This is a genomic window from Thioalkalivibrio thiocyanoxidans ARh2, from assembly GCF_000385215.1.
GTDB lineage: Bacteria > Pseudomonadota > Gammaproteobacteria > Ectothiorhodospirales > Ectothiorhodospiraceae > Thioalkalivibrio > Thioalkalivibrio thiocyanoxidans.
Genome location: NZ_ARQK01000050.1, coordinates 37,113 through 60,374, shown reverse-complemented (window position 1 = coordinate 60,374; position 23,262 = coordinate 37,113). Strand labels below are relative to the sequence as shown.

The following is a 23,262-nucleotide window of genomic DNA, read 5'->3' as shown; positions in this document are numbered from 1 at the left end:
AGGCGTGGTATCCAGTATGGCGTTTGGGGCCCGTACCGGGCTTTCAAGCCCGCGCGCCGCGCGGTTATGCCTGACGCGGACGTTCGGATCAGACCGTCCCCGGGCAGGCCAGACGTCGATGTTCGATGGTCGGGAACACCATGCGGATGCGTTCGACCTGGGCATGATCCAGATCGGCCAGCAGCACACCCGGGTTGCGCTGCAGCTGATCCACCACCCGACCCCAGGGGTCCACCAGAGCACTGTGTCCATAGGTCTCGCGCCCGTTCACGTGAAATCCACCCTGGGCCGCCGAGAGCATGTAGTACTGGTTCTCGATCGCGCGTGCGCGCAGCAGGACATCCCAGTGGGCCTGGCCGGTCTGCGCGGTAAACGCCGCTGGCAGCGCGACCCAGTCGGCCCCCTGATCGAGCAGGGCCCGAAACAGCTCCGGGAAGCGCAGGTCATAGCAGATCGCGAGTCCCATGCGCCCGACCGGGGTATCGACGACGACCACCTGCTCGCCCCGCTCGAACACCTTCGACTCGGTATAGGCCTCGCTGCTGTCCGGCAGCTGCACATCGAACAGGTGGATCTTGTCGTAGCGCGCCACCTGCTGGCCCTGGTCATCGAACACCAGACAGGCGGAACGCACGCGCTCCCCGTCTCCGGTCTGCAGGGGCACAGTGCCACCGACAATCCACAGCCCCAGGCGACGTGCCTGCTCGGCGAGAAAGGCCTGCAGGGGTCCTGCCCCGTCGGCGACCTCGGCGATGCCCAGGATGTCCATCTCCTGCATCCCCATGAACGCGAAGTTCTCCGGCAGCACCGCCAGGCGGGCCCCCTTGTCCGCGGCCTCCTGAAGCAGGCGCTTCGCCTCCAGCAGGTTCGCCTGGGGTTGAGGCCCGGAGGCCATCTGTATTGCCGCTACCTGAGTCATCAAATGCATCCGTCTAGTCGTCGTTGTCGTCAGCAGGCTGCACCAGAGTCCGTACTTCCGGTTCGTCCCACGGACCGGTGACCCGGTACTCTACACGCGCGGCCTCTTCGATTTGATCTCCGATGCCCAGCACACGTTCCGCAAACAGCACCACCACCCCGGTCACAGGCCCGCCCACCAGGGCCCCGACGATCGGCAATGCCGCGCGGAGGCTCGGCACCACCACGATGTGGTGGTCATAGTCCCGCGCGATCAAACCGGTACGACCACTCAGGCGTACTCGCGCGGACGGCCCTCGCATTTCCAGATCGGGGACGTGCAGATTGCCATCCTGCAGCGTCGCCGTCGCCTGCAGGCGGTCAAAGGACAGCCCTTCCTCGAACACGTCGCGGAAATCAAGCCGCAGACGCCGGGGCAGCACATCCAGACTCACCAACCCGAGCAGGCGACCTGCCCCCGGCTCGACATCCGCCAGGCGGCCATCTTCCAGGTCCAGCTCAAGCGTACCGTCCAGCAATGCCAGACGCGGTGCATAAAGCGGGCCCGGCCAGGAAATCTCCATGCGCCCCTCGCCCGCAGCCCCCAGCAGGGCGCGCGAAAGGCGGATCGACTCCAGGGCCCCGCCCCAGTCGTCGCCCGACAGGTGAAGATCCAGACGCGTATCAGGACGCCCGTCGGCGAGGACATGCCAATGGCCATCGGCTCCCAACTGCAGATCGCCGTCCGGCCCGCGCGCCCGCAGACTGTCCACACGCAACCCCTGATCTACCGGCTCGAGTATTAGATTCACGTCGGCCAGACGGTACTCGCCGACCTGCAGCCGGTCGACGTTCAGGTCCAGTCCCGGCCATTCCCGCGGGTCGTCCAGGCCGCCTTCATCGACGGCGCGTATGGCGGCATCCGTATCGGGCTCACCGTCAATGTCCACGTCTTCCAGCACCAAGTGACGCAGACGGGCCTCCCAGCGATCACGCCCATCGGCCGCCGCACGCCATGTGGCACTACCCGCCAGCCAGGGTGACTGGGCCTCCAGGTCCCAGCCATCCTCGCGACGCTGTCCCTGCAGACGCGTACCCGGGATCTCCAGCTCGCCCCAGCGGATCCAGTCATGCACATCCAGCTCGAACCGCTGCAGACTCAGCCCGCCGTTGCCATCCGCGGCTTCCACATCGCCCAGGTCCACATCTCGCGCCCAGGGCGCCTCGGCCAAGGCCTCCAGCCAGGGCTGGACCTCCAGCTCCGGCAAACGTGCCCGCACCGACAGACCCTCGCTGGGGAGCGGCAGCAGCGTTGCGGCCGGGGTGCCAAGCTCCAAGGCCATGGCCTGGACCTCCATCCCCGTGGCGGCGGCCCGCGGCTCCACCCCGCGGGCCGCCGGATCGTCCGATGCCTCGGTCGGGCTCAGGCGCAAATGGGCCCGCAGGGTCTCGCCCAGCTGCACATGCCCGATCCCCGCCCCGCTGTGAGCGAACGGGAGACTGACCTCCAACGGCCGCTCCTCCTCGGGGCCCTTGCCAATCGGGCTGGGCCAGTCGATCCCGACCCCGACGAGGTCCGAGCTCAAATCGAGGCGAACACCATCGACTGCATCCCCCAATCGCAGGCTTGCATCCCAGGTCGCGTGTCCGTCCAGGTAGGGCTGCAGGGTGGGCACCTCCTCCAGCCAGGGCTCCAGCGGCTGCGGACCATAGGCCCGGATCGTGGCCTCTTCACCATTCAACGGCCAGTCGACGTCAAGGTTGATCCACTCGCCATGGACCCGCGCCTGCACATCGTCGGCCCATACACGGTCGTGGGTATCAAAATGCACGGCCCCCTCAACCGACTCGAAACCGGTGGGCCAGCCCGCGACCTCGGCCCGGTTGTGCAGCAGATCCAGGCGCCCCTGAACACGCACATCCTGCAAACGATCCTCGGCCAGCGGAAGGGTGATCCCCAGGGCGAGTCGTGTTGCACCCTCGATGCTTGCCGCATCGCGAAAATCCGCGGCCTCCTCGAGCAGTCCCGCCTGCCGCAGGAACAGCAACAAGTCCTGAGCGGTGCCATCGGCCGTCCCCTCGATCCCCAGGACCGGGTCCCCCATCATGTCGTCGATCCATACCTCGGTCCCGTGAACGGCCGTATCCAGGATGCGCCCGGACACATCGGTCGCGCGAAAGCTCGCGTTATGAAAGAACAGACGTCCCCGCAACTCCTCGGCCACGGGCCAGCCGGGCTCATACTCGAGTCGGCCTCCCTCGATATCTGCCCAGAGATCGAACACCCCCTCCTGATCCGCGAACGGGAAATCACGACCACGGCCGCGATAGACCATGCCGCCGCCACTGGAAACCCCGGTCTGGATGCTCTCGGCCAGCCACTGATAGGTATTCGCCGGCAGCAGGTGAACCGGCAGGTATCGCTGGGTGTAATCGCCGTCGGCGCGCAGGATGTCCAGCGCCAGATCGACGCGCGGACCCGATTCGTGGCCGTCGAACAACAGCCGCATTCGGCCCCGCGCCGCTGCGTGCTCGTTCGCCACATCGAGTCCTTCTCCGGCAATGTGCCAATCACCGGACTCAGTGCGCTCCGCGCGCAGCCTGCCCTTCGCCGTCTCGATCCACAGGGGATCATCGAAGAGCGTGGGCATTTCGAAGCGGACATTGCGGCTGTCGAGATCGAGCTCCATACCCCCTTCGCGCCAGGAGAATTCGCCATCGACCCCCTGCACACCGGGCCCGTGATCGCCCGCATGCCATTGCAGATCACGCAGATCCGCATGGCCATCGACCGGCTCCAGACGCTCCCCGTCGTGACGCGCGCGAATCCATGCATCGCCGAGGCGACCCCGCGGACGTACCTCCCGCAAATGATCGGACAGCTCGGGCGCACGCTGTTCCACCAGAAACAGCAAGGGTGCATACGGCTCTACTTCCAGGTCCCTGGCCGCAAGTTCCAGCTCCTCGACGACCAGGGCCTCGGGCTCGCCGGCCAGGGTGTAGCGCAACCGCAGATCGCCGGAGCCCGGGCGCGTAGCCGTCCAGTTCGATTCGTGGGCACCGTCGCGGATTCGCCAGTCGAAGCGATGGCCAAAGGCCCCGCCGGGCTGGTCCCCGGCCCCGTCCAGCCGGGTGTCATGCTCGCCCCGCAGTGCCACCACACTGCCATCCTCGAGTTCGCCCCACAGCCGCAGGGAGCTGGTGCCGGGCGGCGGCTCCCAGCCCAGCCGCACCAGCCAGGGAGACCACGCCACCAGTGCCACTGGCTCGGTATCGAGAAAGAAGCGGGCGTCGCGCATGGTCGCATCCGGCACCTCCACCCCGAGGATGAAGTCCCCGTCGGCCGCCCCCGCCATGGCTCCCTCCAGAAACAGTCGAAGCCGACTCTGGGCGTCCGACCGCACGGCCAGACGCCGTACGTCCAGGATCGACTCGAGGCCCGCCCCGCGGTCCTCCCAGGTGACGCTTACGTCGCTGGCCTCGAGATCCGGCCAGCGTTCCGCCGGGATCTCCAGCAAGGCACCATCCCCCAGCCCCACCTCGTAGCCGTGGACATGAATCGCGCCATCGGCCTCGCGGACCAGGTGAATGTCGGCCCCGGCCACTTCGACCTGCATCGACGGATAGCGGCTGCGGAGTGTAGCGCCGGCACTTAATGACAGGCGCAGGCGTTCGAGGTGTAGCGGCTCGTCGCCGGACAGGTCGACACTCACCCCCCGGGCGACCAGCGCCGGCGACCAGCCGGACCAGCCCAGCTCGATCTCCTCCGTCTGTATCGGGTAGCCCAGCTGCTCGGTTGCCGTGGTCTCCACCCAGTCACCCAGCCCGGCCCAGTGGGCCACCGTGAGGCGCAGGGCCAGCAGGGTGAGCGCGGCCAGCGCGATGAGCAGGAGGAGGACACCGGCCGCAATACGGACGGAGTGTGACAGGACTCTCATTTCTCCCCCGAACGGCCGCAAGACGGCCGGCCCGGTGTGCCGGGACCCCTGCAATGACTGGGTCCGCGCATCGCTGTCACGCCGTTCGTATCCTCCTCCGCTCTTGGATGGACAATCCTCTCCCCGCGCTTCCCTGACTAGACGAACACCACGTCGAACTGCTCCTGGCTGTACAGCGTCTCAACCTGAAATCGAATCGGGATGCCGACGAAGCTTTGCAGCTCCGCCAGGCTGGCCGATTCCTCGTCGAGCAGCAGATCAATCACGTTCTGCGAGGCGAGCACGCGCAGTTCGCGCGCGTCGTACTGACGTACCTCGCGCAGGATCTCGCGAAACAGCTCGTAGCAAACGGTCTCGGCCGACTTCAGATAGCCCCGCCCCGCACAGGTTGGACACGGCTCGCAGAGCTGGTGTTCCAGACTCTCGCGCGTGCGCTTGCGCGTCATCTCCACCAGCCCCAGTGGCGAGACATCGCAGATCTGCGTCTTGACGTGGTCGCGCTCGAGCGCCTTCTCCAGCGCACGGATCACCTGGCGCTTGTGCTCGTCGTCCTGCATGTCGATGAAATCGATGATGATGATCCCGCCGAGATTGCGCAGGCGCAGCTGGCGCCCGATCGCCTGGGCCGCCTCGAGGTTGGTCTTGAAGATCGTCTCCTCCAGCTTGCGATGCCCGACGAAGCCGCCGGTGTTGATGTCCACCGTGGTCATCGCCTCGGTCTGATCGAAGATCAGATATCCACCGGACTTCAGCTCCACCTTGCGCTCCAGCGCCCGCTGGATCTCCTCCTCGACGTTGAACAGATCGAAGATCGGGCGCTCGCCGGGGTAGTGCTCGATCCGGCCGACCAGTTCCGGCAGGTACTGTGCGACGAACTCGCACACCTTCTGGTAGGTCTCGCGCGAATCGATGCGGATGCGCTCGATCTCCACCCCGACCATGTCGCGCAGGATGCGCAGCACCAGCGGCAGGTCGGCATAGACCTCCTCTCCGGGGCCGGCCTCGGAGGCGGCGATCTGGATGCTGTCCCAGACCTTTTTCAGGAAGGCGGTGTCATTCTCCAGCGCCTCGTCGTCCACCAGCTCCGCCGCGGTGCGCACGATGAAGCCGTGCTGCGGGGCAATCTCGCTACGCAGCGCCTCCACCTTCTCGCGCAGGCGGCTGCGTGACCCCTCGTCCTCGATGCGGGTGGAAACACCGACATTGGTCTGGTTCGGCATCAGCACCAGGTGGCGCGACGGCACGGTGATATAGGTCGTCAGCCGGGCGCCCTTGGTGCCCAGCGGGTCCTTGATCACCTGCACCAGCACATCCTGGCCCTCGCGCAGCAGCTCGCGGATGGTCTCGGCGCGACCGGAACCATTACCGCCACCATTGCCATTGCCCGCGCCATTGGCGCCGTTGAGTTCCTCACGCTCCAGCGGGGCCACGTCCGATGCGTGCAGAAAGGCCGTGCGCTCCAGACCAATGTCCACGAAAGCGGCATCCATGCCCGGCAGCACGCGCACGACACGGCCCTTGTAGATATTGCCGACGATCCCGCGCCGGCGGGTTCGCTCCAGATGCAGTTCGGTCAGAACGCCATTCTCGACCAGGGCCACGCGGCTTTCCTGGGGGGTCACGTTCATCAGGATTTCGGTACCGGTCATGCTGGGTTTTTCTTCTTGTTGTTGTGAATGTACGGTCCGCGCCGGCCTCCCGCGCGGACACGGAACGCCGGCCCGGCGGGGCTACTTGGGTGCGGCTTCGGCGGGCTCGGCCGCCGCGGACGGTGGCTCGGTCTCGCCCCTTGCCTCGAGCTGGTCGGTACGCGGCCAGGACTTGATCACCGCGTGCACCAGGGTCGCCAGCGGGATCGCGAAGAACACGCCCCAAAGCCCCCAGATGCCACCGAATACGAACACCGCCGCGATGATCGCGACCGGGTGCAGATTGACCACCTCGGAGAACAGCAGCGGCACGAGTACATTGCCGTCCAGGAACTGGATGACCCCGTAGGCGATCAGCACCCAGGCGAATTCGGAGCTCAGCCCGAACTGGAAATAGGCCACGGCCGCTACCGGGATCGTCACAACGGCCGCCCCGATATACGGGATGATCACCGAGATGCCGACCATGAACGACAGCAGCACGGCGTATTCCAGCCCGAACCAGTTGAATGTCAGGAAGCTGACTGCCCAGACAATCAGGATCTCGATGAACTTGCCACGCACATAGCTGGCGATCTTCACGTTGACCTCGCGCCACACCTGGCTGGCCAGGTGCGAATCGCGCGGCATGAAGCTGCGTACCCAGTCGAGGATCAAGTCGCGATCCTTCAACATGAAGAACACCATCAGCGGCACCACGATCAGGTAGATCACGACATCCACCAGGTGGCGGGCACCAGCCAGCGAGAAGGAAACCACCCGCTGCCCCAGCATGGTGGCCTCGGCCTGGATGGCCCCCATCAGATCGCGCACCTGCTCGTCGGTGATCAGTTGCGGATAGCGCTCGGGCAGCTGCAGGAGCAGGGCCTGCCCCTCGCGGATCATGCCCGGCAGTTCGCGCACCAGTTGCGTCACCTGGGCCGACATCAGCGGCACGACACTGAACAACGCGGCCACCGTCAGCGCCAGGAAGACGAGCAGCACGATCGTGACCGCCAGCAGGCGTGGAACATGCAGGCGTATCAGCTTCTGGACCGCCCCCTCCAGCAGATAGGCAATAATCAGTGAAGCCAGAAGCGGGGCGAGAATGCGCCCGGCGAAGACAATGATCAGGAACCCCGCCAGCAGCAGGAAGGCCAGGATCACTACCTGGGGATCAGTGAAATGCCGTCGGTACCACTCGCGCAGGACGTCGATCATCGCGACTCGTCCCCGTCCGGCGCGTCACCCTTCGTCCGGGTGTCCACGTCCTGACGCGTCGGGTCCTCGGCCACCACCTTTTCGTAGTGGGACCGGAACACGACCTCCAGCTCGTCGATCACCTCCACCGCCGAACGCCCCTGCATCACGTGCTGGGCCATCAGGGCCGAGGTCTCGTTGAGAAGCTTGGAGCGGTCCAGCATGTGGTAGGTCGCCGACAGGCGCCGCATGGCCTTGACCACCGACTCCTGCTCCGGGCGCGGGATCGGCTCCGGCTCGGGCACGGGTTCCGGCGCCGGGGCCGGCGACTCCTGTTCGAGGAAGCGCGCGAACTTCAGCAGGCTGGCCTGATCCTCGGGCGACAGACGCGCCGCGATCTCGGCCAGCTCGCGCGCCGGGTCGTCCTTTTTCTTCTTGCCACGGGCCAGGGCGGAGGCGACATCGCCCCCGCCCAGCCCGCCGGGACTGCCCATCGGCGGAAGCATCGCTATTCGTTCTCGATCTTCAGGCTGAACACGGGCATCTTGCGCCGCTCCTGCATCAGGCCAAGTTCCTTGACCAGGGCGACGATCACGTCCTCGGTGACCTTTTGCATGTCACCCCATTCCATGCGCGCCTCGCCCAGCAGCTCGCCCATGTTCGGCGGCGGGTTGTGCTTGGCCTCCATGATGATGTCTTCGAGCATGCCCGGCTTCATTTCGGGCCGGAACAGCAGGCCATAGGTCAGCTTGTCCGGCCGGACCGCCAGCCAGTCACCATCGTCGTCCACCAGGACCGGCTCCAGCCCCTCCGGCAGATCCACGCGGCCGTTGACCAGCTGCAGCACGCGGCGCCCGTCCAGGGTCTCGGCCAGGTCGTCGCCCTCGCCGGCCGCGGTCTTGTGCGCGGTCACGAAACGGGCCCGGTACATCGGGTCCTCATGCGCGGTGCCGCCGGCCTGCTCGGCCACCAGCAGCCCGCCCATGCCCAACCCGACAACTGGGCGCTGCGAACGGCGGAAGATATCGATCAGGGCCAGCTCGTCGGGGACCTGCGGGTTTTCTTCATGATCGGCGGTCGGCCAGGCACCACCGAGCAACCACAGGCCGTCGAACTGGGCCGCCGACCCCGGGAGATCCTGGCCAACAAAGGGCCGGTAATAGGAAAAGCCGATATCGCGCTTCTCGAGCTGCGATTCGATCAGGCCGAGAAACTCGGAATAGCTGTGCTGCACTACGCAGTAATTCTTCATGTCGCGTCTTCTATTCGATTGGATTCTGTATTCGCGGGGTCATCCTCGGCCGCGCCGGGGCCCAGGCCCGTGCAGTAGCCGCGCAGGAACTGCATCAGCACCTCCAGCGTCGGCACGCGGAACTGCTGGCGCGCATGCACCAGCGAGATCGGGCGTTCCAGCGGCGGGTCCAGCGGGATCGCCACCAGTTCGCCCAGCGCCAGTTCCTTCGCGACCACGGCCTCGGACAGTACCGACACGCCCATACCCGCCGCCACGGCGCCCTTGATGGCTTCGGGGCTGCCGAGCTCCATACACCCGCGCAGGGTGTTGCGGTCGTAACCGGACCGCCCAAGGTACTCCATGATGACCTCGCGGGTCCCGGAACCCTCCTCGCGGCATATGAATGGCTGCTCGACGAATTCCGCGACCCGCACGCTCGTGCGCCCGGCCAGTTCGTGTTCCGGGGGCACGATCAGGCGCAGCTGATCCACCGTGCAGGGCTGGACCAGCAGGGTACGGTGGTTCACCGGCGCCTCGACAATACCCAGGTCGACACTGCCCTCCTCGACCATCGCGACGACATTCTCGGTATTCCCGACACGCAGGCGGATGCCGATGTCCGGGTGTGCCCGACGGAAGGCCCCGAGCAGCGCCGGCAGCATGTACCCGGCCACCGTCATGCTGGCGCCGATCACGATCGCTCCGCCGTCGGCGCCCTTCAGCTCGCGCAGTGCGGCCTCGAGCTCGCCATAGGTATCGAAGATGCGCTCGGCATAGCGCTGTACCAGGCGCCCGGCGTCGGTCAGGGTGACCCGGTTGTGGTTGCGGTCGAACAGCCGCGTCTCCAGCTGCTCCTCCAGCTGGCGCACCTGGAAGGTGACCGCCGGCTGGGTCATGTGCAGGACCTCGGCCGCCCGAGTGAAGGACAGCAAACGCGCCACCGTGAGAAAGACCTGCAAACGTCGATCGGCCATGCACCACTCCGCAACCCCGTACCCTTCGGCATGCTACCAAGCCGGTCCCAAGCGTGACAGCCAGGGAAACGCCGGACCCAGTCGTTCCCGTGGCACGCGGCGGCCCCGATGTCCACCCCCGCGAGTGCCGGTGATAAGAACAAGTCCGACTACTAGAATGCGTCTATAAAGAGGGAAGCACTACAAAACTCATGCCACAAGAAGGGATGCACATGGAGCGGCTATCGGAGTTCGACCAACCATGGCGCCCCGAGTCCTGGCTGGGAGTGACCGGCGCCTGGCGCCTGGCCGGGGTGGGGCTGATCCTGATTCTGATGGCCGGCGTCACGCTGCTGGTCTACGAAACCGGCGGAACCAGCACCGCCTATCTCAATTTCATCCTGATTCCGGTACTGCTGGCGGCCGCCTTGATGGGTCTTTGGGGTGGGCTGGCGTTCGGGCTGCTCGCCGGGTTGCTGCTGGGGCCATTCATGCCCATGAATGTGGACGAGGGGATCGCCCAGCCCACGCTCAACTGGGTGACCCGGGCGGGGATCTATCTGGTCCTCGGCGGGCTCAGCGGCTGGCTGTTCTCCCAACTGCGCCAGCACGCGGCCCGGCTGCTCGACCAGGCCTACCACAACGCCGTCACCGGTCTGCCCAATCGCGAGTCGCTGGAACAGCATATCCGTCAGCTGATGGCGCAAGCCAAGGGCACCGACGCTCCCGCGACCCGGGTATTCGTGATCAGCCTGCAAATGGATAACTACCCGGATACGATCAATGCCCTGGGCTTTGCCGCGGAACGGCCGTTGCTGATGGGGATTGCCGAGCGACTGCAGGCGGTCGCCGGCAGCCCGGACACGCTCGTCTACCACATCCACGACGACCACTTCGCCCTGCTGCTGCCTCACCGCAGCCGACAGGAGTGCCTGGCCACCACGCAGGAGGCCGTGGAAGAGTTGCAGGCCCCATTCGAGGTGCTTGGGCTGCCGGTCTACGTTGGGGCCCACGCTGGTGTGTCCTCGTTCCCGTTCCACGAGCAGGACGACCCGCAAAGCCTCTTGACGAAGGCCTGGATGGCAATGCACGAGGCCAGCCAATCAGGCCGTCGCTACCGCGCATACGACCGGCGTAGCAACGATGCCGGCCGCCAGACCGTGGAGCTGCTGGGCGAGCTGCAAAACGCCCTGAAACAGGACCAGTTTCACCTGTATTACCAGCCCAAGATCAACCTGCTACGCGGGGAACTGTGCGGCTTCGAGGCTCTCGTCCGCTGGGAGCACCCGCAACGGGGGCAGATACCGCCCGGTCAGTTCATTGCACAAACCGAGCGCACGGGGCTCATCCACCCCTTGACGCTCACGGTGCTGGACCTGGCCATCGCCGACCTCCTCACCCTGCGCGAGCACGGAATCATGGTCCCCGTCAGCATCAACGTCTCGGCGCGCAATTTCCTCGATCCCGGGTTCGCGCAAACCATCATTGAACGGGTGGAGGCCGCGGGCCTCCCGGCCTGCGCCCTGGAAATCGAGTTCACCGAGACGGCCCTGATGGCCGACCCCGACGAGGTCATAAAGGCGCTGCGCCGCCTGACCGAGCGGGGCCTGGCGCTCTCCATCGACGACTTCGGCACGGGATACTCTTCCCTGGAATACCTCAGACGCCTGCCGGTCACGACCCTCAAGGTCGACCAGACGTTCGTGTCCCACATGGCGACGCAGAGGGTGGACGAGCAGATCACCCGTGCGGCCGTGGGGCTCGCGCACGACCTTGGCCTGAAGGTGGTGGCCGAGGGCGTGGAAGACGGGCAGTCCCTCGCCATGCTGCGAGAACTGGGCTGCGATGCCGCCCAGGGCTTCGGGATCGCCCGCCCCATGCCCTTCGACGAGACACTGGCCTGGGCACGCCGGCAGACGATCGAGCCCTCGCTGCGGCGTGCGTGCGCCCTCGAACACGGGGATCCCTGATGATCTTGCGCACGGGCGCCGACTGGGCTAAGATCCGCCGTCTTTTGCTAGACCCAATTTCCGGAGTCCCCGAGATGGCCCGAGTATGTCAGGTGACCGGCAAGCGCCCGGCGACTGGTAACAACGTATCCCACGCCCACCGCAAGACGCGGCGGCGTTTCCTGCCCAATCTGCACACCCACCGCTTCTGGGTGGAGAGCGAGAACCGCTTCGTGCGGCTGCGCGTGAGCAGCAAGGGCATGCGGATCATCGACAAGCTGGGCATCGATGCGGTGCTCGCGGACTGCCGCGCACGCGGCGAAAAGGTGTAAGGAGCTACCCATGGCAGCGAAGAGCGCACGCGACAAGATCCGCCTGGTGTCCTCCGCCGGCACCGGCCATTTCTACACCACGTCCAAGAACAAGCGGAACATGCCCGAAAAGATGGAGATCAAGAAGTTCGATCCCGTCATCCGCAAGCACGTGATGTACAAGGAAGCCAAGATCAAGTGATCATCGCCCGCGCGTGATCGCCTGATTGCAGGTAAAAAAAGCCCGGCCATGCCGGGCTTTTTTGTGCCTTGCGGCTGCGAGAGCGCCTGTTGATCAGGGCCCCCGGGTCAACCCGGGGCGGGCCAAGCCACCCTCCGAATCCCGATCTTCCACGGCGGTCTCCGCCCAGCGCACCATCATGCGCCCCCACCGATGGGCGGTTGACGGGTCCAGCTCGATCTTGGTATAGCGACCACCATCGCGGATAATAACCCTCAGGAGAGGGACCCCCGAGTCGTGCAGTATCTGCCGCAGCTCCACGACCTCGCCAAACGGCGCATCAATCGACTCCATGATGTGTTCGCTCTCTCCCGGGCCGGCCGCGCGCAGACCGGGGCCGCCTCATCACTTACTGGCAAAACGCAAGCATGCACCCAATTTTTGTCGGCCGGCAACCCATCTTCGACGCGCACGAGCGTCTGGTCGGTTTCGAACTCCTGTTTCGTGCCGGCCACCGTGCCGAAGCGGCGGTCACCAACGGTGACGACGCAACCTCCGACCTGCTGCGAAGCGCATTCCTGGATATCGGCCTGCCCCACCTGGTCGGCCCGCACCTGGCCTTCGTCAACCTGACGCGGTCCTTTCTCGATCACGAAATCATCGCGCACCTTCCGCCCGATCAGGTCGTCCTGGAGATCCTCGAGGACATCGAAATCGACTCCGGGGTCGTCAGTGCGGTCCAGGAACTGAAGAAGCGCGGTTTCCGCATCGCGCTGGATGACTATCAATTCCAGGTCCACCACTCGCCTCTGGTGGCACTGGCGGATATCGTCAAGCTGGACGTGCTGGCCCTTTCCGCCAAGGCACTGGCGCGCGAGGTCGAGATGCTACGCACGTTCGGCGTGGATCTGCTGGCGGAAAAGGTCGAAACTGCCGAGTGCTACCGCCACTGCCAGCAACTGGGTTTTCGCTATTACCAAGGCTACCACCTGTCGCACCCGCACGTGATCGAGGGCCAGCGCCTGGAGAGCCTGGAAGTCGCCCTGCTGAAGCTGCTCAAGACGCTTCAGGAACCCGATCCGGCGCCGGCGGAGCTGGAGCACCGGATCGGCACCGAACCCGACCTGGCCGACCAGATCCTGCGCATCGCGAACAGCCCCGCGTACCGGGACGAACGGCCCACCGAAGAGCTGGCCGCGGCAATCGGTCATCTGGGGCAGGGTCGCGTCCGCCGCATCGGCATGCTGCTGGTACTGTACAACGCGGCCGGACCCTCGGCCGCGGTCGAGCAGGTCATGATCCGCGCGCGCATGGGGATGCTGCTCGCCCGGACACGCAACCTGCCCCCCGCGGAAGCCGAACGCTACTTCTCGCTGGGGATGCTCTCGGGACTGGACCGCGTGCTGGGGATTCCGCTGCGACGCATCCTGAACGAACTGCGCCTGGCGCCAGAGATGGAACAGGCGCTGATCGAACACAAGGGTCCGCTGGCCCCCTGGCTGGAGACCATCGAGGCGTTCGAGGGGCCCGCAAGCCCGCCCCCTGCCTCGGGAGAATCCCCGGTGGCACCACAGGTTGCCAGCCGGCTCTACCTGGAAGCGGTACGCTGGAGCGAGGACATACTCGATTCGCTGTCCAGGACCTGACTGATGGCACCCCACCTGCATAACCGGCTCGGCTCGCCCGTAGCGACGCCCCAGGATGGCCTTTACGTGCGGCTGGATGCACCTGCGGGTATTCATTCCATGGGCGGCCAGCTCCAGATCACTCCGGGTCTCGAACCGCTGCTCCCGGACCTCTATGTGGAGAGCTGGCGGGGACACGGTGCAGCACGCCCGGTGAACGCCGCCCCCCTGCATCTGCTGGAGTTCGACGACGTGCTGTTCGCCGCCTGGGAGGGCCCGGACCGCCCCCTGCGCGAACAGACCGAGCAGGCCTACCGGCAGTTACTGCAGGCCTGTCGCGAGCGCGGCTTCGAGCACCCAGCACGCATCTGGAACTACTTCTCCGATATCCACGGCGAAGAGCAGGGCCAGGAACGCTACCAGGCCTTCTGTGTCGGGCGCGCCGAGGGCCTGGAAGCGCTCGAGGTACCGTTGGGCAGCATGCCTGCGGCCACCGCGATCGGCACCCGGCAGCCGGGCCTGTTCATCTACCTGGTCGCTACCCGCACACCGGCCCGCGCGATCGAGAATCCGCGCCAGGTCAGCGCCTACCACTACCCGGAGCACTACAGCCCGAAGAGTCCGGCCTTCGCCCGCGCCACGCTGCTGCTGACCGCGACCGGTCCCATGCTGATGGTCTCCGGCACCGCCAGCATCGTCGGCCACGAAAGCCGCCACCTGGACGATGTGGTCGCCCAGGCACGCGAGACTCTGAACAACCTGCAGGCCCTGCACGACGCGGCAGGGCGCGAACTCCCCGGCCCGGCGTGGCTGCGCGTCTATCTGCGACGCCCCGAAGACCGCGCGGCGGTCGCCGGCGTGATTGCCGCGCACTACAAGGGCATGAAGCCGGGCCCCGTCATCCAGTGGGCGCGGGGCGACATCTGTCGCCGGGAACTCCTGCTCGAGATCGAGGGCGTGCATGCCTGAGCTCCCCGAGGTCGAGACCACCCGACGCGGCCTGTCGCCTCTTCTGGAAGGCCAGACCATCGAGCGGCTGGAAGTCCGCGATGGACGCCTGCGCTGGCCGGTGCCGGAGGCGCTGCCCGAACGTCTGGTCGGGGCCCGCATCGCGACGCTCGAACGGCGGGCCAAATACCTGCTGCTGACCACCGACCGTGGCGGGGTACTGCTGCACCTCGGCATGTCCGGTTCGCTGCGCCACTGCACCGCGACGACCCCGCTGCGCACGCACGACCACCTGATCCTGCACCTGACGAACGGCTCGCAGGTGCGCTTTCATGACCCGCGCCGCTTCGGGTGCTGCCTGCCACTCCCGGAGACCGGCGCGCCACACCCCCTGCTGGCCGCCCTGGGGCCTGAACCGCTGGACACCGCATTTGACGGCGACTACCTGTTCCAACGCAGCCGCCGGCGCCGGGGGCCGGTCAAGACCTTCATCATGGATCAGGATATCGTGGTCGGCGTGGGCAACATCTATGCGACCGAGGCGCTTTTCCTGGCTGGAATCCGCCCGGGGCGGGCCGCCGGGCGCGTGACCCGGGCGGAATACGAACGGCTGGCCGAATGCGTCCGCACCGTACTGGGCGCGGCGATCGAACAGGGCGGCACGACCCTGCGCGACTTCCTGCGCGAGGACGGGACACACGGGTATTTTCGCCAGTCACTTCGAGTCTACGGCCGCGCCGGGGAACCGTGCCTGCAGTGCGCCACACCGCTGCGCAACCGGCGCATCGGGCAGCGCGCCTCGGCGTATTGTCCGACCTGCCAGCGGTAGGGAGCCGCGGACGTACGGGTATCACCCGTGAAACACTGACTACCCGCGCTGACGCGCGATACGCAGCACATCCGGCAGGCGCCGCAGCCCACGCATGATCTGGGCCAGGTGCTGGCGATCGCTAACCGTCAGCAGGAAGGTCATCGCGGTGGAGTGCCCGTCCTGCTCGTTGAACGAGATGTGCTCGATATTCGAGCCGTGGTCGGCGATCACGGCCGCCATGTCGGCCAGCGCACCACGCCGGTTGGCGGTACGGGTACGCACGGCCGCGGTGAACTGCAGTTCCGGCTCGTGCGACCACTCCAGCGCGATCGTCTTGTCGGCACGATCACGGCTTTCGTGCAGCACATTGCGACAGCTCTCCCGGTGCACGACCAGCCCGCGGCCGGCACTCAGCTGGCCAATGATCGGATCCCCCGGGATCGGGTGGCAGCAGCGCGCGTAGTTCAGCACCAGCCCCTCGGTGCCCTTGACCGCCAGGGTGGTCTGCGTCGTGTTGTCGGCGTCCGCGCTCTCCTTCCCGACCATCTGGCGGGCGACCAGCGAGGCCATGCGATTGCCCAGGCCGATATCCACCAGCAGGCTGTCCAGGTCCTGCAACTGCATCGCGTCGAGCAGCTGATCCAGACGGGCCGGCGAGATCTGCTTAAGCGAGGTCTCGAGCGCACCCAGGGCCTTCTCCAGCAGGCGTTCGCCCAGGGCCCGGGCCTCGTCCGACTGCAACGACTTCAGGCAGTGCCGAATGCCGGAGCGGGCCTTGCCGGTGACGACGAAGGACAGCCAGGCGGGGTTGGGGCGCGCGCCGGGCGCGGTGACGATCTCCACCGTCTGCCCGCTTTGCAGGCGCACCGAGAGCGGCGCCAGCTGGCGATCGATCTTCACGGCCACGCAGCGGTTGCCCACATCGGAGTGCACCGCGTAGGCAAAGTCGATCGGGGTCGCGTCGCGTGGCAGCACCAGGATGTCGCCCTCGGGGGTGAAGGTGTATACCTCGTCCGGGAACAGGTCGACCTTCACGTTCTCCAGGAACTCGATGGAATTGCCGACGCTGTTCTGGATCTCCAGCACATCCTTCAGCCATTCGCGGGCGCGGCTCTGAGCGGTACGCGCGGACTCGCCCCCGGCCTTGTACTGCCAGTGCGCGGCGATCCCGCTCTCGGCCACGCGATCCATCTCGGTGGAGCGGATCTGCACCTCGATCGGGATGGCCTGCGGCCCGAACAGGATGGTGTGCAGCGACTGGTAGCCATTCGACTTGGGGATCGCGATGTAGTCCTTGAAGCGCCCCGGCACCGGCTTGTAGAGGTTGTGCACCACGCCCAGCGAGCGATAGCAGGTGTCGACATCATCGACGATGATGCGGATCGCGAAGACGTCGAACACCTCCTCGAACGAGTGGTGCTTGTCGCGCATCTTGCGATAGATGCTGTACAGGCTCTTTTCGCGCCCGGAGATGCGCCCGACAATCCCGGCCGCCTCCATGCGCGAGCAGATGGCCTGCTCGATGTTCTTCATCGGCTCGCGACGATTGCCCCCGGCCCGCTGCACGGCGCGCTCCAGGACCGCGGCACGCCAGGGGTGCTTGGCGGAAAAGCCGAGCTGCTCCAGCTCGCGGCGGATCGCGTTCATCCCCAGGCGCTGGGCGATCGGCGCGTAGATTTCGAGGGTTTCCTTGGCGATGCGGCGGCGCTTGTCCGGGCGCATCACGCCCAGGGTGCGCATGTTGTGCAGGCGGTCGGCCAGCTTGATCAGGATCACCCGGATATCGCGGGTGATCGCCAGCATCATCTTGCGGAAGTTCTCCGCCTGCGCCTCGGCCTTGGACTGGAACTGCAGGTGGGTAAGCTTGGAGACGCCGTCCACCAGCTCGGCCACCTCCTCACCGAATTCGGCGTGGATGCGGTCCTTGCTGGTGGCGGTGTCCTCCATCACGTCGTGGAGGATCGCGGCGCAGATGGCCTTGTGGTCCATCCGCATCTCGGCCATGGTCCGGGCCACGGCCAGGGGGTGGTAGATGTACGGCTCGCCGGTCTTGCGGGTCTGGCCTTCGTGGGCCTCCGCGCCCAGGAGATAGGCGCGATAGACCTCCTCGACTTCGTCCGACTCGAGATAGGCCTCGAGCTCGGAACACAGATCGCTGATCAGGAATCGGGTCGAGTCACCGGGTACCGGCGATGCGGCCCCGGGCGCGGCTGGCTGCCCAGCGGCCATGAATTATCGACCCCTAGCGTTCGTCGGCTTCCAGCTGTTCCAGATGGCGGATGGTGCTGAAGTCCAGCATCTGGTTCTGGGGCCGTTCATCGTGCTCGTCGAACACCTCGGTGCCGACCAGCCCGTCGGCGATCTCGCGCAGGGCGATGACCGTGGGCTTGTCGTTGTCCTCGGATACACGGGGCTCCTTGCCGTGTGCGATATGACGGGCCCGGCGGGCCGCCATCAGCACCAGTTCGAAGCGATTGTCCACTTTTTCGAGGCAGTCCTCGACGGTGACGCGTGCCATGGGTACTCCGGTTATGAGTCGTTAATACTGCATGTTACGCCGTGCCCGGCGTACTCGCCAACAGATTCCGTATCGTCGATGCGGAACGAATCTCCTGCTCGACCGTGCGCAGACGGTTGGAGCGGAAGATGCTGGCCAGATCACTGACCGCCCGCTCGAAATCCGAGTTGACGACTGTGTAGTCATATTCGCGGAAATGCGTGCAATCGGACTCCGCGTCGCGCAGGCGCCGCTGGATGACCTCTTCGCTGTCCTGCCCGCGACCGCGCAGGCGGCGTTCCAGTTCGTCGCGCGACGGCGGCAGGATGAAGATCGAGTGCGCATCCGGCACCGCCGCGCGTACCTGGCGCGCGCCCTGCCAGTCGATCTCCAGGATCACGTCCATGCCGGCGTCCAGGCGCTCTTCGACGCTGGCGCGCGCGGTGCCGTAGAAATTGTCGAACACCTTCGCGTGTTCCAGCAGCTGGCCGTCCTCGATCATGCCGAGGAATTCCTCCGCCGAGACAAAGTGATAGTGCTCGCCGTTCACCTCGCCGGCGCGCGGCTTGCGCGTGGTGTGCGAGACCGAGACCTCGACCTGCTCCACGCGCTCCAGCAAAGCGGCGACCAGGCTGGTCTTGCCCGCGCCCGATGGCGCCGAAACGATATAGAGGGTGCCGCGAACGGCCTGGGAAATGGCGGTCATGAACGCGTCCGCAGGAGCAGAACCAGGAATGGAATCATCGGCTGGTCGCCGGTCCCGAGAGATCCGACACACCAGGGAAATAGAGTTGGTCGGAGTGAAAGGATTCGAACCTTCGACCCCTGCCTCCCGAAGGCAGTGCTCTACCAAGCTGAGCTACACTCCGAACCGAGCCCGCTATTATGCCGAGCGACTCCGGGCGTGTCCATGCCCTAGGTGTGATCCGGGCAACGTCACGCACCTGTGCGGACGCGAATGTACCGATTACCGGCCGGACCCGCTCAGTGATCGCGACCCACCGCGAAGCGTGCGAGGTCAATCAGGGCCTGGCGGTGTGGCGACTCGGGGAGCACGGAAACGGCCGCAATCGCCGCCTCGGTCTCCGCGGCCGCGCGGTCGCGGGCGTAGTCCAGGGCACCGGTGGCGTGGACGATCTCGAGCACTGCATCCACCTGCTCGCGCCCGCCGTCCTCGATCGCCTGGCGCACCACGGTCTGCTGCTCCGGCGTACCGACCCGGATCGCCTGGATTAGCGGCAGGGTCGGCTTGCCCTCGGCCAGGTCGTCGCCCATGCGCTTGCCGGTCACCGCATCATCCGAGGAATAGTCGAGCACATCGTCGATCAGCTGGAAGGCCGTACCCAGATGCATGCCATACCGCGCGAGGGACTCTTCTTCGGCCCGCGTCCGCTCGCCGAGGACGGCGCCCAGCTGACAGGCGGCCTCGAACAGCTTGGCCGTCTTCGACTGGATCACGTTCATGTAGCGGGCTTCGTCGACATCGGCGTCGTGGCAGTTCATCAACTGCATCACCTCGCCCTCGGCGATCACGTTGGTCGCGTGGGCCAGGATCTCCATCACCCGCATCGAGCCGACCTCGACCATCATCTCGAACGCGCGCGAGTAGAGAAAATCGCCGACCAGGACCGCGGCCTCGTTACCAAAGATGTGGTTCGCGGTCTCGTTGCCCCGGCGCATCTCGGAGGCGTCGACCACGTCGTCGTGCAGCAGGGTCGCGGTGTGGATAAACTCCACCACTGCCGCCAGCACGACCGGCTCCTCACCCTCGACCGCGCAGGCGCGCGCCGACAGGGTCGCCAGCAAGGGCCGCAGGCGCTTGCCGCCCGAGTGGATAATGTAGTGGCCCAGCTGGTTGATCAGCACCACCGGCGAACTGAGCCGGTCACGGATGCACTGGTCGACCGCCTGCATGTCGTCTGCAGCCAGCTCTCGGATTGCGTTGATGGACATGCGGGTAGGCGCGCCGGTATGAGGAAGTTGGTAGGCGCTGGCATGCTAGGAAGGCCCCGGTGGGGTGTCAAGCGCGCGCCGCACCGGCGGCATTGACCCGAAGCCGACTCACTGCTAGCATTTCCGCCCTTTCGCGAGACCGGTCTCCAGTTCCAGACCTTAAGGGCCGGTCCACACAGGTATCGCAACGGAGTCCCAGGGAAATGTACGCGATCATCGCAACAGGTGGTAAACAGTACCGCGTCGCCGAAGGCGACGTGATCCGCATCGAGAAGCTTGAGGCCGAAGCCGGCTCCGAGGTCGAGTTCGACCAGGTGCTGATGGTTGGTTCGGGCGACGATGTCCGCGTCGGGGCCCCGCTGGTCGACGGCGGCAAGGTGACCGCCAAGGTCGAGGACCATGGCCGCGCCAAGAAGGTCCACATCATGAAATTCCGGCGCCGCAAGCATTCGCAAAAGCAGATGGGGCACCGCCAGCACTACACCACCGTGCGCATCACCGGCATTGCCGGCTGACGCGCGGGCGCACTTTTTCAGGAGAACGAATCCATGGCACATAAAAAGGCAGGCGGGAGTACCCGCAACGGGCGCGATTCCGAGAGCAAACTCCTGGGCGTAAAGCGCTTTGGCGGCCAGGTCGTGCGCGCCGGCAACATCCTCGTCCGTCAGCGCGGGACGCAGTATCATCCCGGCGAGAACGTGGGTTGTGGCAAGGACCACACGCTGTTCGCGAAGGTCGACGGCGAAGTCGTGTTCAAGGTCGGTGGCCCGAACAACCGGCGCTTCGTGAGCGTGCAGCCGCAGCAGTAAGCGGACACGCCACCGGTAGCGCCAAAAGCCCCGTTCCGCGGGGCTTTTTTATTGCGCGCCCCAGAAAGAACCCAACGAAAACGGGAACCAGGAAGAAGCGGCATGAAGTTCATCGACGAGGCAACCATTACCGTGAAGGCCGGCGACGGCGGGAACGGCTGCGTGAGCTTTCGCCGCGAGAAGTTCATCCCGTTCGGCGGGCCGGACGGCGGTGACGGGGGCGATGGCGGCTCCGTCTGGCTGGTTGGCGACGAGGGGCTCAACACCCTGGCCGACTTCCGTTACCAGCGCCGCTTCGACGCCCAGCGCGGCGAGAACGGCATGGGACGCCAGCGTACCGGTGCCTCCGGCGAGGATCTGGAGATCCCGGTCCCGGTCGGCACCCAGGTCCGTGACGCCGACACCGACGAGGTCCTCGGTGATATCACCCGCGACGGCGAGCGCCTGCTGGTCGCCCAGGGCGGCTTCCACGGGCTCGGCAACACCCGCTACAAGTCCTCCACCAACCAGGCCCCGCGCCAGAGCAAGCCCGGTACGCCGGGCGAGCTGCGAAAGCTGGCGCTGGAGCTGATGGTGCTGGCCGATGTGGGGCTCCTGGGCCTGCCGAATGCCGGCAAATCCACCCTGCTCGCCCGCGCCTCGGCCGCGCGCCCGAAGATCGCGGACTACCCGTTCACCACCCTGATCCCGCAACTGGGCGTGGTGCGCATCGGGCCGACCCAGAGCTTCGTGATGGCCGACATCCCCGGACTGATCGAGGGCGCGGCCGAGGGCGCCGGGCTGGGCACCCGCTTTCTCAAGCACCTGGCGCGCACCCGTTTGCTCCTGCACGTGGTCGACGTGGCCCCGCCCGACCCCGAGGCCGATCCGGTCGCAGACATGCAAACCGCGCTGGGCGAGCTCGAACGCCACAGCGACGAACTGGCCGGTCGTCCGCGCTGGATCGTGCTGAACAAGAAGGAACTGCTGGACGCCGAGGCCCTCGAGGACCTGATCGCGAGGGTGCGCGAGGTGGCGGGCGACGAGCGCCCGGTATTCACCATCTCCGCCGCCACCGGCGACGGGGTGGACGCGCTGATGCAGGCCGTCATGCGCCACATCGAAGCGGCCAACCAGGGGCCCGCTACGGCCCCCACGGCGACCGGCGAGGCCGGGGAGGATCGCGCGTGAACACCCGCGCCCTGCGCGAACTCCCGGCCATCCGCCGCGTGGTGGTCAAGATCGGCTCCGCGCTGATCACCGCCGATGGCGCGGGCCTGGATCGCCCGGCGCTGGAATCCTGGGCTCACCAGATCGCCGCGCTGCGGCGCAAGGGGCTGGAGGTCATCCTGGTCTCCAGTGGCGCCGTGGCCGAGGGCATGCGCCGGCTCGGGATGAACGAGCGCCCGCACCAGCTGCATCGCCTGCAGGCCGCCGCGGCCGTGGGGCAGATGGGTCTGGTGCAGGCCTACGAGCGGGAGTTCGCAAGCCACGACCTGCACGCGGCACAGGTCCTGCTGACGCATGACGACCTCGCCGATCGCTCGCGCTACCTGAATGCCCGTTCGACCATGCAGGCCCTGCTGGAGATGGGGACCATCCCCGTGGTGAACGAGAACGACACGGTCGCCTACGAGGAGATTCGGCTGGGGGACAACGACACCCTGGCGGCCCTGGTCGCCAACCTCGTGGTCGCAGACCTGCTGCTGATCCTGACCGACCAGGACGGCCTGTTCGACCGTGATCCGCGCCAGCACGCCGACGCAGAGCTGATCCACGAGGGCCGCGCCACGGATACCGAACTGCACCGCTTCGTGGCTGCCGATTTCGGGCGCCTGGGGCGCGGCGGCATGGCCACCAAGCTCAAGGCCGCGGAGCGCGCCGCGCGCTCCGGCACGCATACCGTGATCGCCTCCGGGCGCGAGGCCCAGGTGATCGGCCGCGTGCTGAAGAACGAGCGCCTGGGCACCTGGCTAAAGCCCGACCGCGAGCCGCTGGCCGCGCGCAAGCGCTGGCTGGCCGACCAGCTGCATTCGCGCGGCGAACTCCTGCTGGATGCCGGCGCAGCACGCGTACTGCGCGAGTCGGGCCGCAGCCTGCTGCCGGTGGGCGTGGTGGGCCTGCGCGGCGACTTTCGCCGCGGCGAGGTCGTGACCTGCGTCGACCCGGACGGCCGCCCGGTCGCGCGCGGGCTGACCAACTACGCCTCCAGCGAGGTGGAACGCATCCGCGGCCTGCGCGCGGACCATGTCGAGGCGGAGCTTGGCTACCTCCTGGAACCCGAGCTCATTCACCGCGACAATCTCGTTCTCTTGTAGATGCATTGCCCCGGCGATCCCACCGCTCGAC

Annotated in this window: 22 protein-coding genes and 1 tRNA gene; 10 read left to right on the top strand and 13 right to left on the bottom strand. The window is 66.6% G+C overall.

Translation table 11 applies throughout. The annotated features are described in order from the left end of the window. Positions 1–88: 88 nt before the first annotated feature. From G372_RS0107270 to G372_RS0107240, 7 genes are all read right to left on the bottom strand, one after another. Entirely contained in the window at positions 89–919 is an 831-nt protein-coding gene (locus G372_RS0107270; protein WP_026340440.1) for a carbon-nitrogen hydrolase family protein, read from the bottom strand. Positions 920–932: 13 nt separating this feature from the next. Next, positions 933–4,835, bottom strand: coding sequence for a YhdP family protein (locus G372_RS0107265; RefSeq protein WP_019624704.1), 3,903 nt, complete (start codon positions 4,833–4,835; stop codon positions 933–935). 137 nt (positions 4,836–4,972) lie between these two features. Further along, on the bottom strand, positions 4,973–6,484 hold the full coding sequence (gene rng / locus G372_RS0107260) for a ribonuclease G (RefSeq protein ID WP_019624705.1): 1,512 nt from the start codon (positions 6,482–6,484) through the stop codon (positions 4,973–4,975). Positions 6,485–6,565: 81 nt separating this feature from the next. After that, positions 6,566–7,684, bottom strand: a complete 1,119-nt coding sequence (locus G372_RS0107255) for an AI-2E family transporter (RefSeq protein WP_018863543.1) — start codon at positions 7,682–7,684, stop codon at positions 6,566–6,568. Beyond that, the gene (locus G372_RS0107250) at positions 7,681–8,157 is read right to left on the bottom strand and encodes a hypothetical protein (protein WP_026340441.1); all 477 of its coding nucleotides are present in this window, start codon (positions 8,155–8,157) and stop codon (positions 7,681–7,683) included. The genes G372_RS0107255 and G372_RS0107250 overlap by 4 nt, the downstream gene beginning before the upstream one ends. Positions 8,158–8,171: 14 nt before the next feature. After that, entirely contained in the window at positions 8,172–8,915 is a 744-nt protein-coding gene (locus G372_RS0107245) for a type 1 glutamine amidotransferase (protein WP_018863541.1), read from the bottom strand. Then, complete coding sequence (locus G372_RS0107240) at positions 8,912–9,871, bottom strand: LysR family transcriptional regulator (RefSeq protein ID WP_019624707.1); 960 nt, start codon at positions 9,869–9,871, stop codon at positions 8,912–8,914. Before G372_RS0107240 ends, G372_RS0107245 begins: the two co-directional genes overlap by 4 nt. Before the next feature lie 212 nt (positions 9,872–10,083). On the opposite strand from G372_RS0107240, the gene G372_RS0107235 reads away from it, so the two are divergent. From G372_RS0107235 to rpmG, 3 genes are all read left to right on the top strand, one after another. Then, a complete protein-coding gene (locus G372_RS0107235; protein ID WP_019624708.1) occupies positions 10,084–11,820 on the top strand; it encodes a putative bifunctional diguanylate cyclase/phosphodiesterase in 1,737 nt (578 codons plus the stop codon). Positions 11,821–11,894: 74 nt separating this feature from the next. Beyond that, entirely contained in the window at positions 11,895–12,131 is a 237-nt protein-coding gene (gene rpmB, locus G372_RS0107230; protein WP_012983361.1) for a 50S ribosomal protein L28, read from the top strand. A gap of 10 nt (positions 12,132–12,141) precedes the next feature. After that, positions 12,142–12,312, top strand: coding sequence for a 50S ribosomal protein L33 (gene rpmG / locus G372_RS0107225; RefSeq protein WP_012983362.1), 171 nt, complete (start codon positions 12,142–12,144; stop codon positions 12,310–12,312). A gap of 93 nt (positions 12,313–12,405) precedes the next feature. Here the strand turns inward: rpmG and G372_RS0107220 are convergent, their stop codons facing one another. Next, positions 12,406–12,645 carry a DUF6967 family protein gene (locus G372_RS0107220; RefSeq protein ID WP_019624709.1) on the bottom strand — a complete coding sequence of 80 codons (240 nt, stop codon included), beginning with the start codon at positions 12,643–12,645 and terminating at the stop codon, positions 12,406–12,408. Between the two features lie 74 nt (positions 12,646–12,719). Here G372_RS0107220 and G372_RS0107215 point away from each other — a divergent pair, with 74 nt between their 5' ends. From G372_RS0107215 to mutM, 3 genes are read left to right on the top strand one after another with little or no spacing between them, the layout of a single operon-like run. Next, on the top strand, positions 12,720–13,937 hold the full coding sequence (locus tag G372_RS0107215; protein ID WP_018863537.1) for an EAL and HDOD domain-containing protein: 1,218 nt from the start codon (positions 12,720–12,722) through the stop codon (positions 13,935–13,937). Positions 13,938–13,940: 3 nt separating this feature from the next. Continuing rightward, positions 13,941–14,885: a chorismate transformation FkbO/Hyg5 family protein gene (locus G372_RS0107210; protein ID WP_026278905.1), complete on the top strand. Its 945-nt coding sequence runs from the start codon at positions 13,941–13,943 to the stop codon at positions 14,883–14,885. After that, complete coding sequence (gene mutM / locus G372_RS0107205) at positions 14,878–15,693, top strand: bifunctional DNA-formamidopyrimidine glycosylase/DNA-(apurinic or apyrimidinic site) lyase (protein WP_018863535.1); 816 nt, start codon at positions 14,878–14,880, stop codon at positions 15,691–15,693. The genes G372_RS0107210 and mutM overlap by 8 nt, the downstream gene beginning before the upstream one ends. Before the next feature lie 39 nt (positions 15,694–15,732). On the opposite strand, the gene spoT is transcribed toward mutM, so the two are convergent. From spoT to ispB, 5 genes are all read right to left on the bottom strand, one after another. Beyond that, the gene (gene spoT, locus G372_RS0107200; RefSeq protein ID WP_018863534.1) at positions 15,733–17,904 is read right to left on the bottom strand and encodes a bifunctional GTP diphosphokinase/guanosine-3',5'-bis pyrophosphate 3'-pyrophosphohydrolase; all 2,172 of its coding nucleotides are present in this window, start codon (positions 17,902–17,904) and stop codon (positions 15,733–15,735) included. A gap of 13 nt (positions 17,905–17,917) precedes the next feature. Next, positions 17,918–18,193: a DNA-directed RNA polymerase subunit omega gene (gene rpoZ / locus G372_RS0107195; RefSeq protein WP_018861996.1), complete on the bottom strand. Its 276-nt coding sequence runs from the start codon at positions 18,191–18,193 to the stop codon at positions 17,918–17,920. Positions 18,194–18,227: 34 nt separating this feature from the next. Continuing rightward, positions 18,228–18,878, bottom strand: a complete 651-nt coding sequence (gene gmk / locus G372_RS0107190) for a guanylate kinase (protein WP_018863533.1) — start codon at positions 18,876–18,878, stop codon at positions 18,228–18,230. An 86-nt stretch (positions 18,879–18,964) separates the two neighbouring features. Further along, positions 18,965–19,041: transfer RNA gene (locus G372_RS0107185), tRNA-Pro, on the bottom strand. A gap of 115 nt (positions 19,042–19,156) precedes the next feature. After that, the gene (gene ispB / locus G372_RS0107180) at positions 19,157–20,125 is read right to left on the bottom strand and encodes an octaprenyl diphosphate synthase (protein WP_018863532.1); all 969 of its coding nucleotides are present in this window, start codon (positions 20,123–20,125) and stop codon (positions 19,157–19,159) included. Between the two features lie 203 nt (positions 20,126–20,328). On the opposite strand from ispB, the gene rplU reads away from it, so the two are divergent. The 4 genes from rplU to proB all read left to right on the top strand — a co-directional run bounded on the left by rplU (position 20,329) and on the right by proB (position 23,231). Continuing rightward, entirely contained in the window at positions 20,329–20,640 is a 312-nt protein-coding gene (gene rplU, locus G372_RS0107175; protein WP_012983371.1) for a 50S ribosomal protein L21, read from the top strand. Between the two features lie 33 nt (positions 20,641–20,673). Further along, entirely contained in the window at positions 20,674–20,934 is a 261-nt protein-coding gene (gene rpmA / locus G372_RS0107170; RefSeq protein ID WP_019624710.1) for a 50S ribosomal protein L27, read from the top strand. 102 nt (positions 20,935–21,036) lie between these two features. Then, the gene (gene cgtA, locus G372_RS0107165) at positions 21,037–22,104 is read left to right on the top strand and encodes an Obg family GTPase CgtA (protein ID WP_019624711.1); all 1,068 of its coding nucleotides are present in this window, start codon (positions 21,037–21,039) and stop codon (positions 22,102–22,104) included. Continuing rightward, complete coding sequence (gene proB / locus G372_RS0107160) at positions 22,101–23,231, top strand: glutamate 5-kinase (protein ID WP_018175411.1); 1,131 nt, start codon at positions 22,101–22,103, stop codon at positions 23,229–23,231. The genes cgtA and proB overlap by 4 nt, the downstream gene beginning before the upstream one ends. The last annotated feature ends 31 nt before the right edge of the window (positions 23,232–23,262 follow it).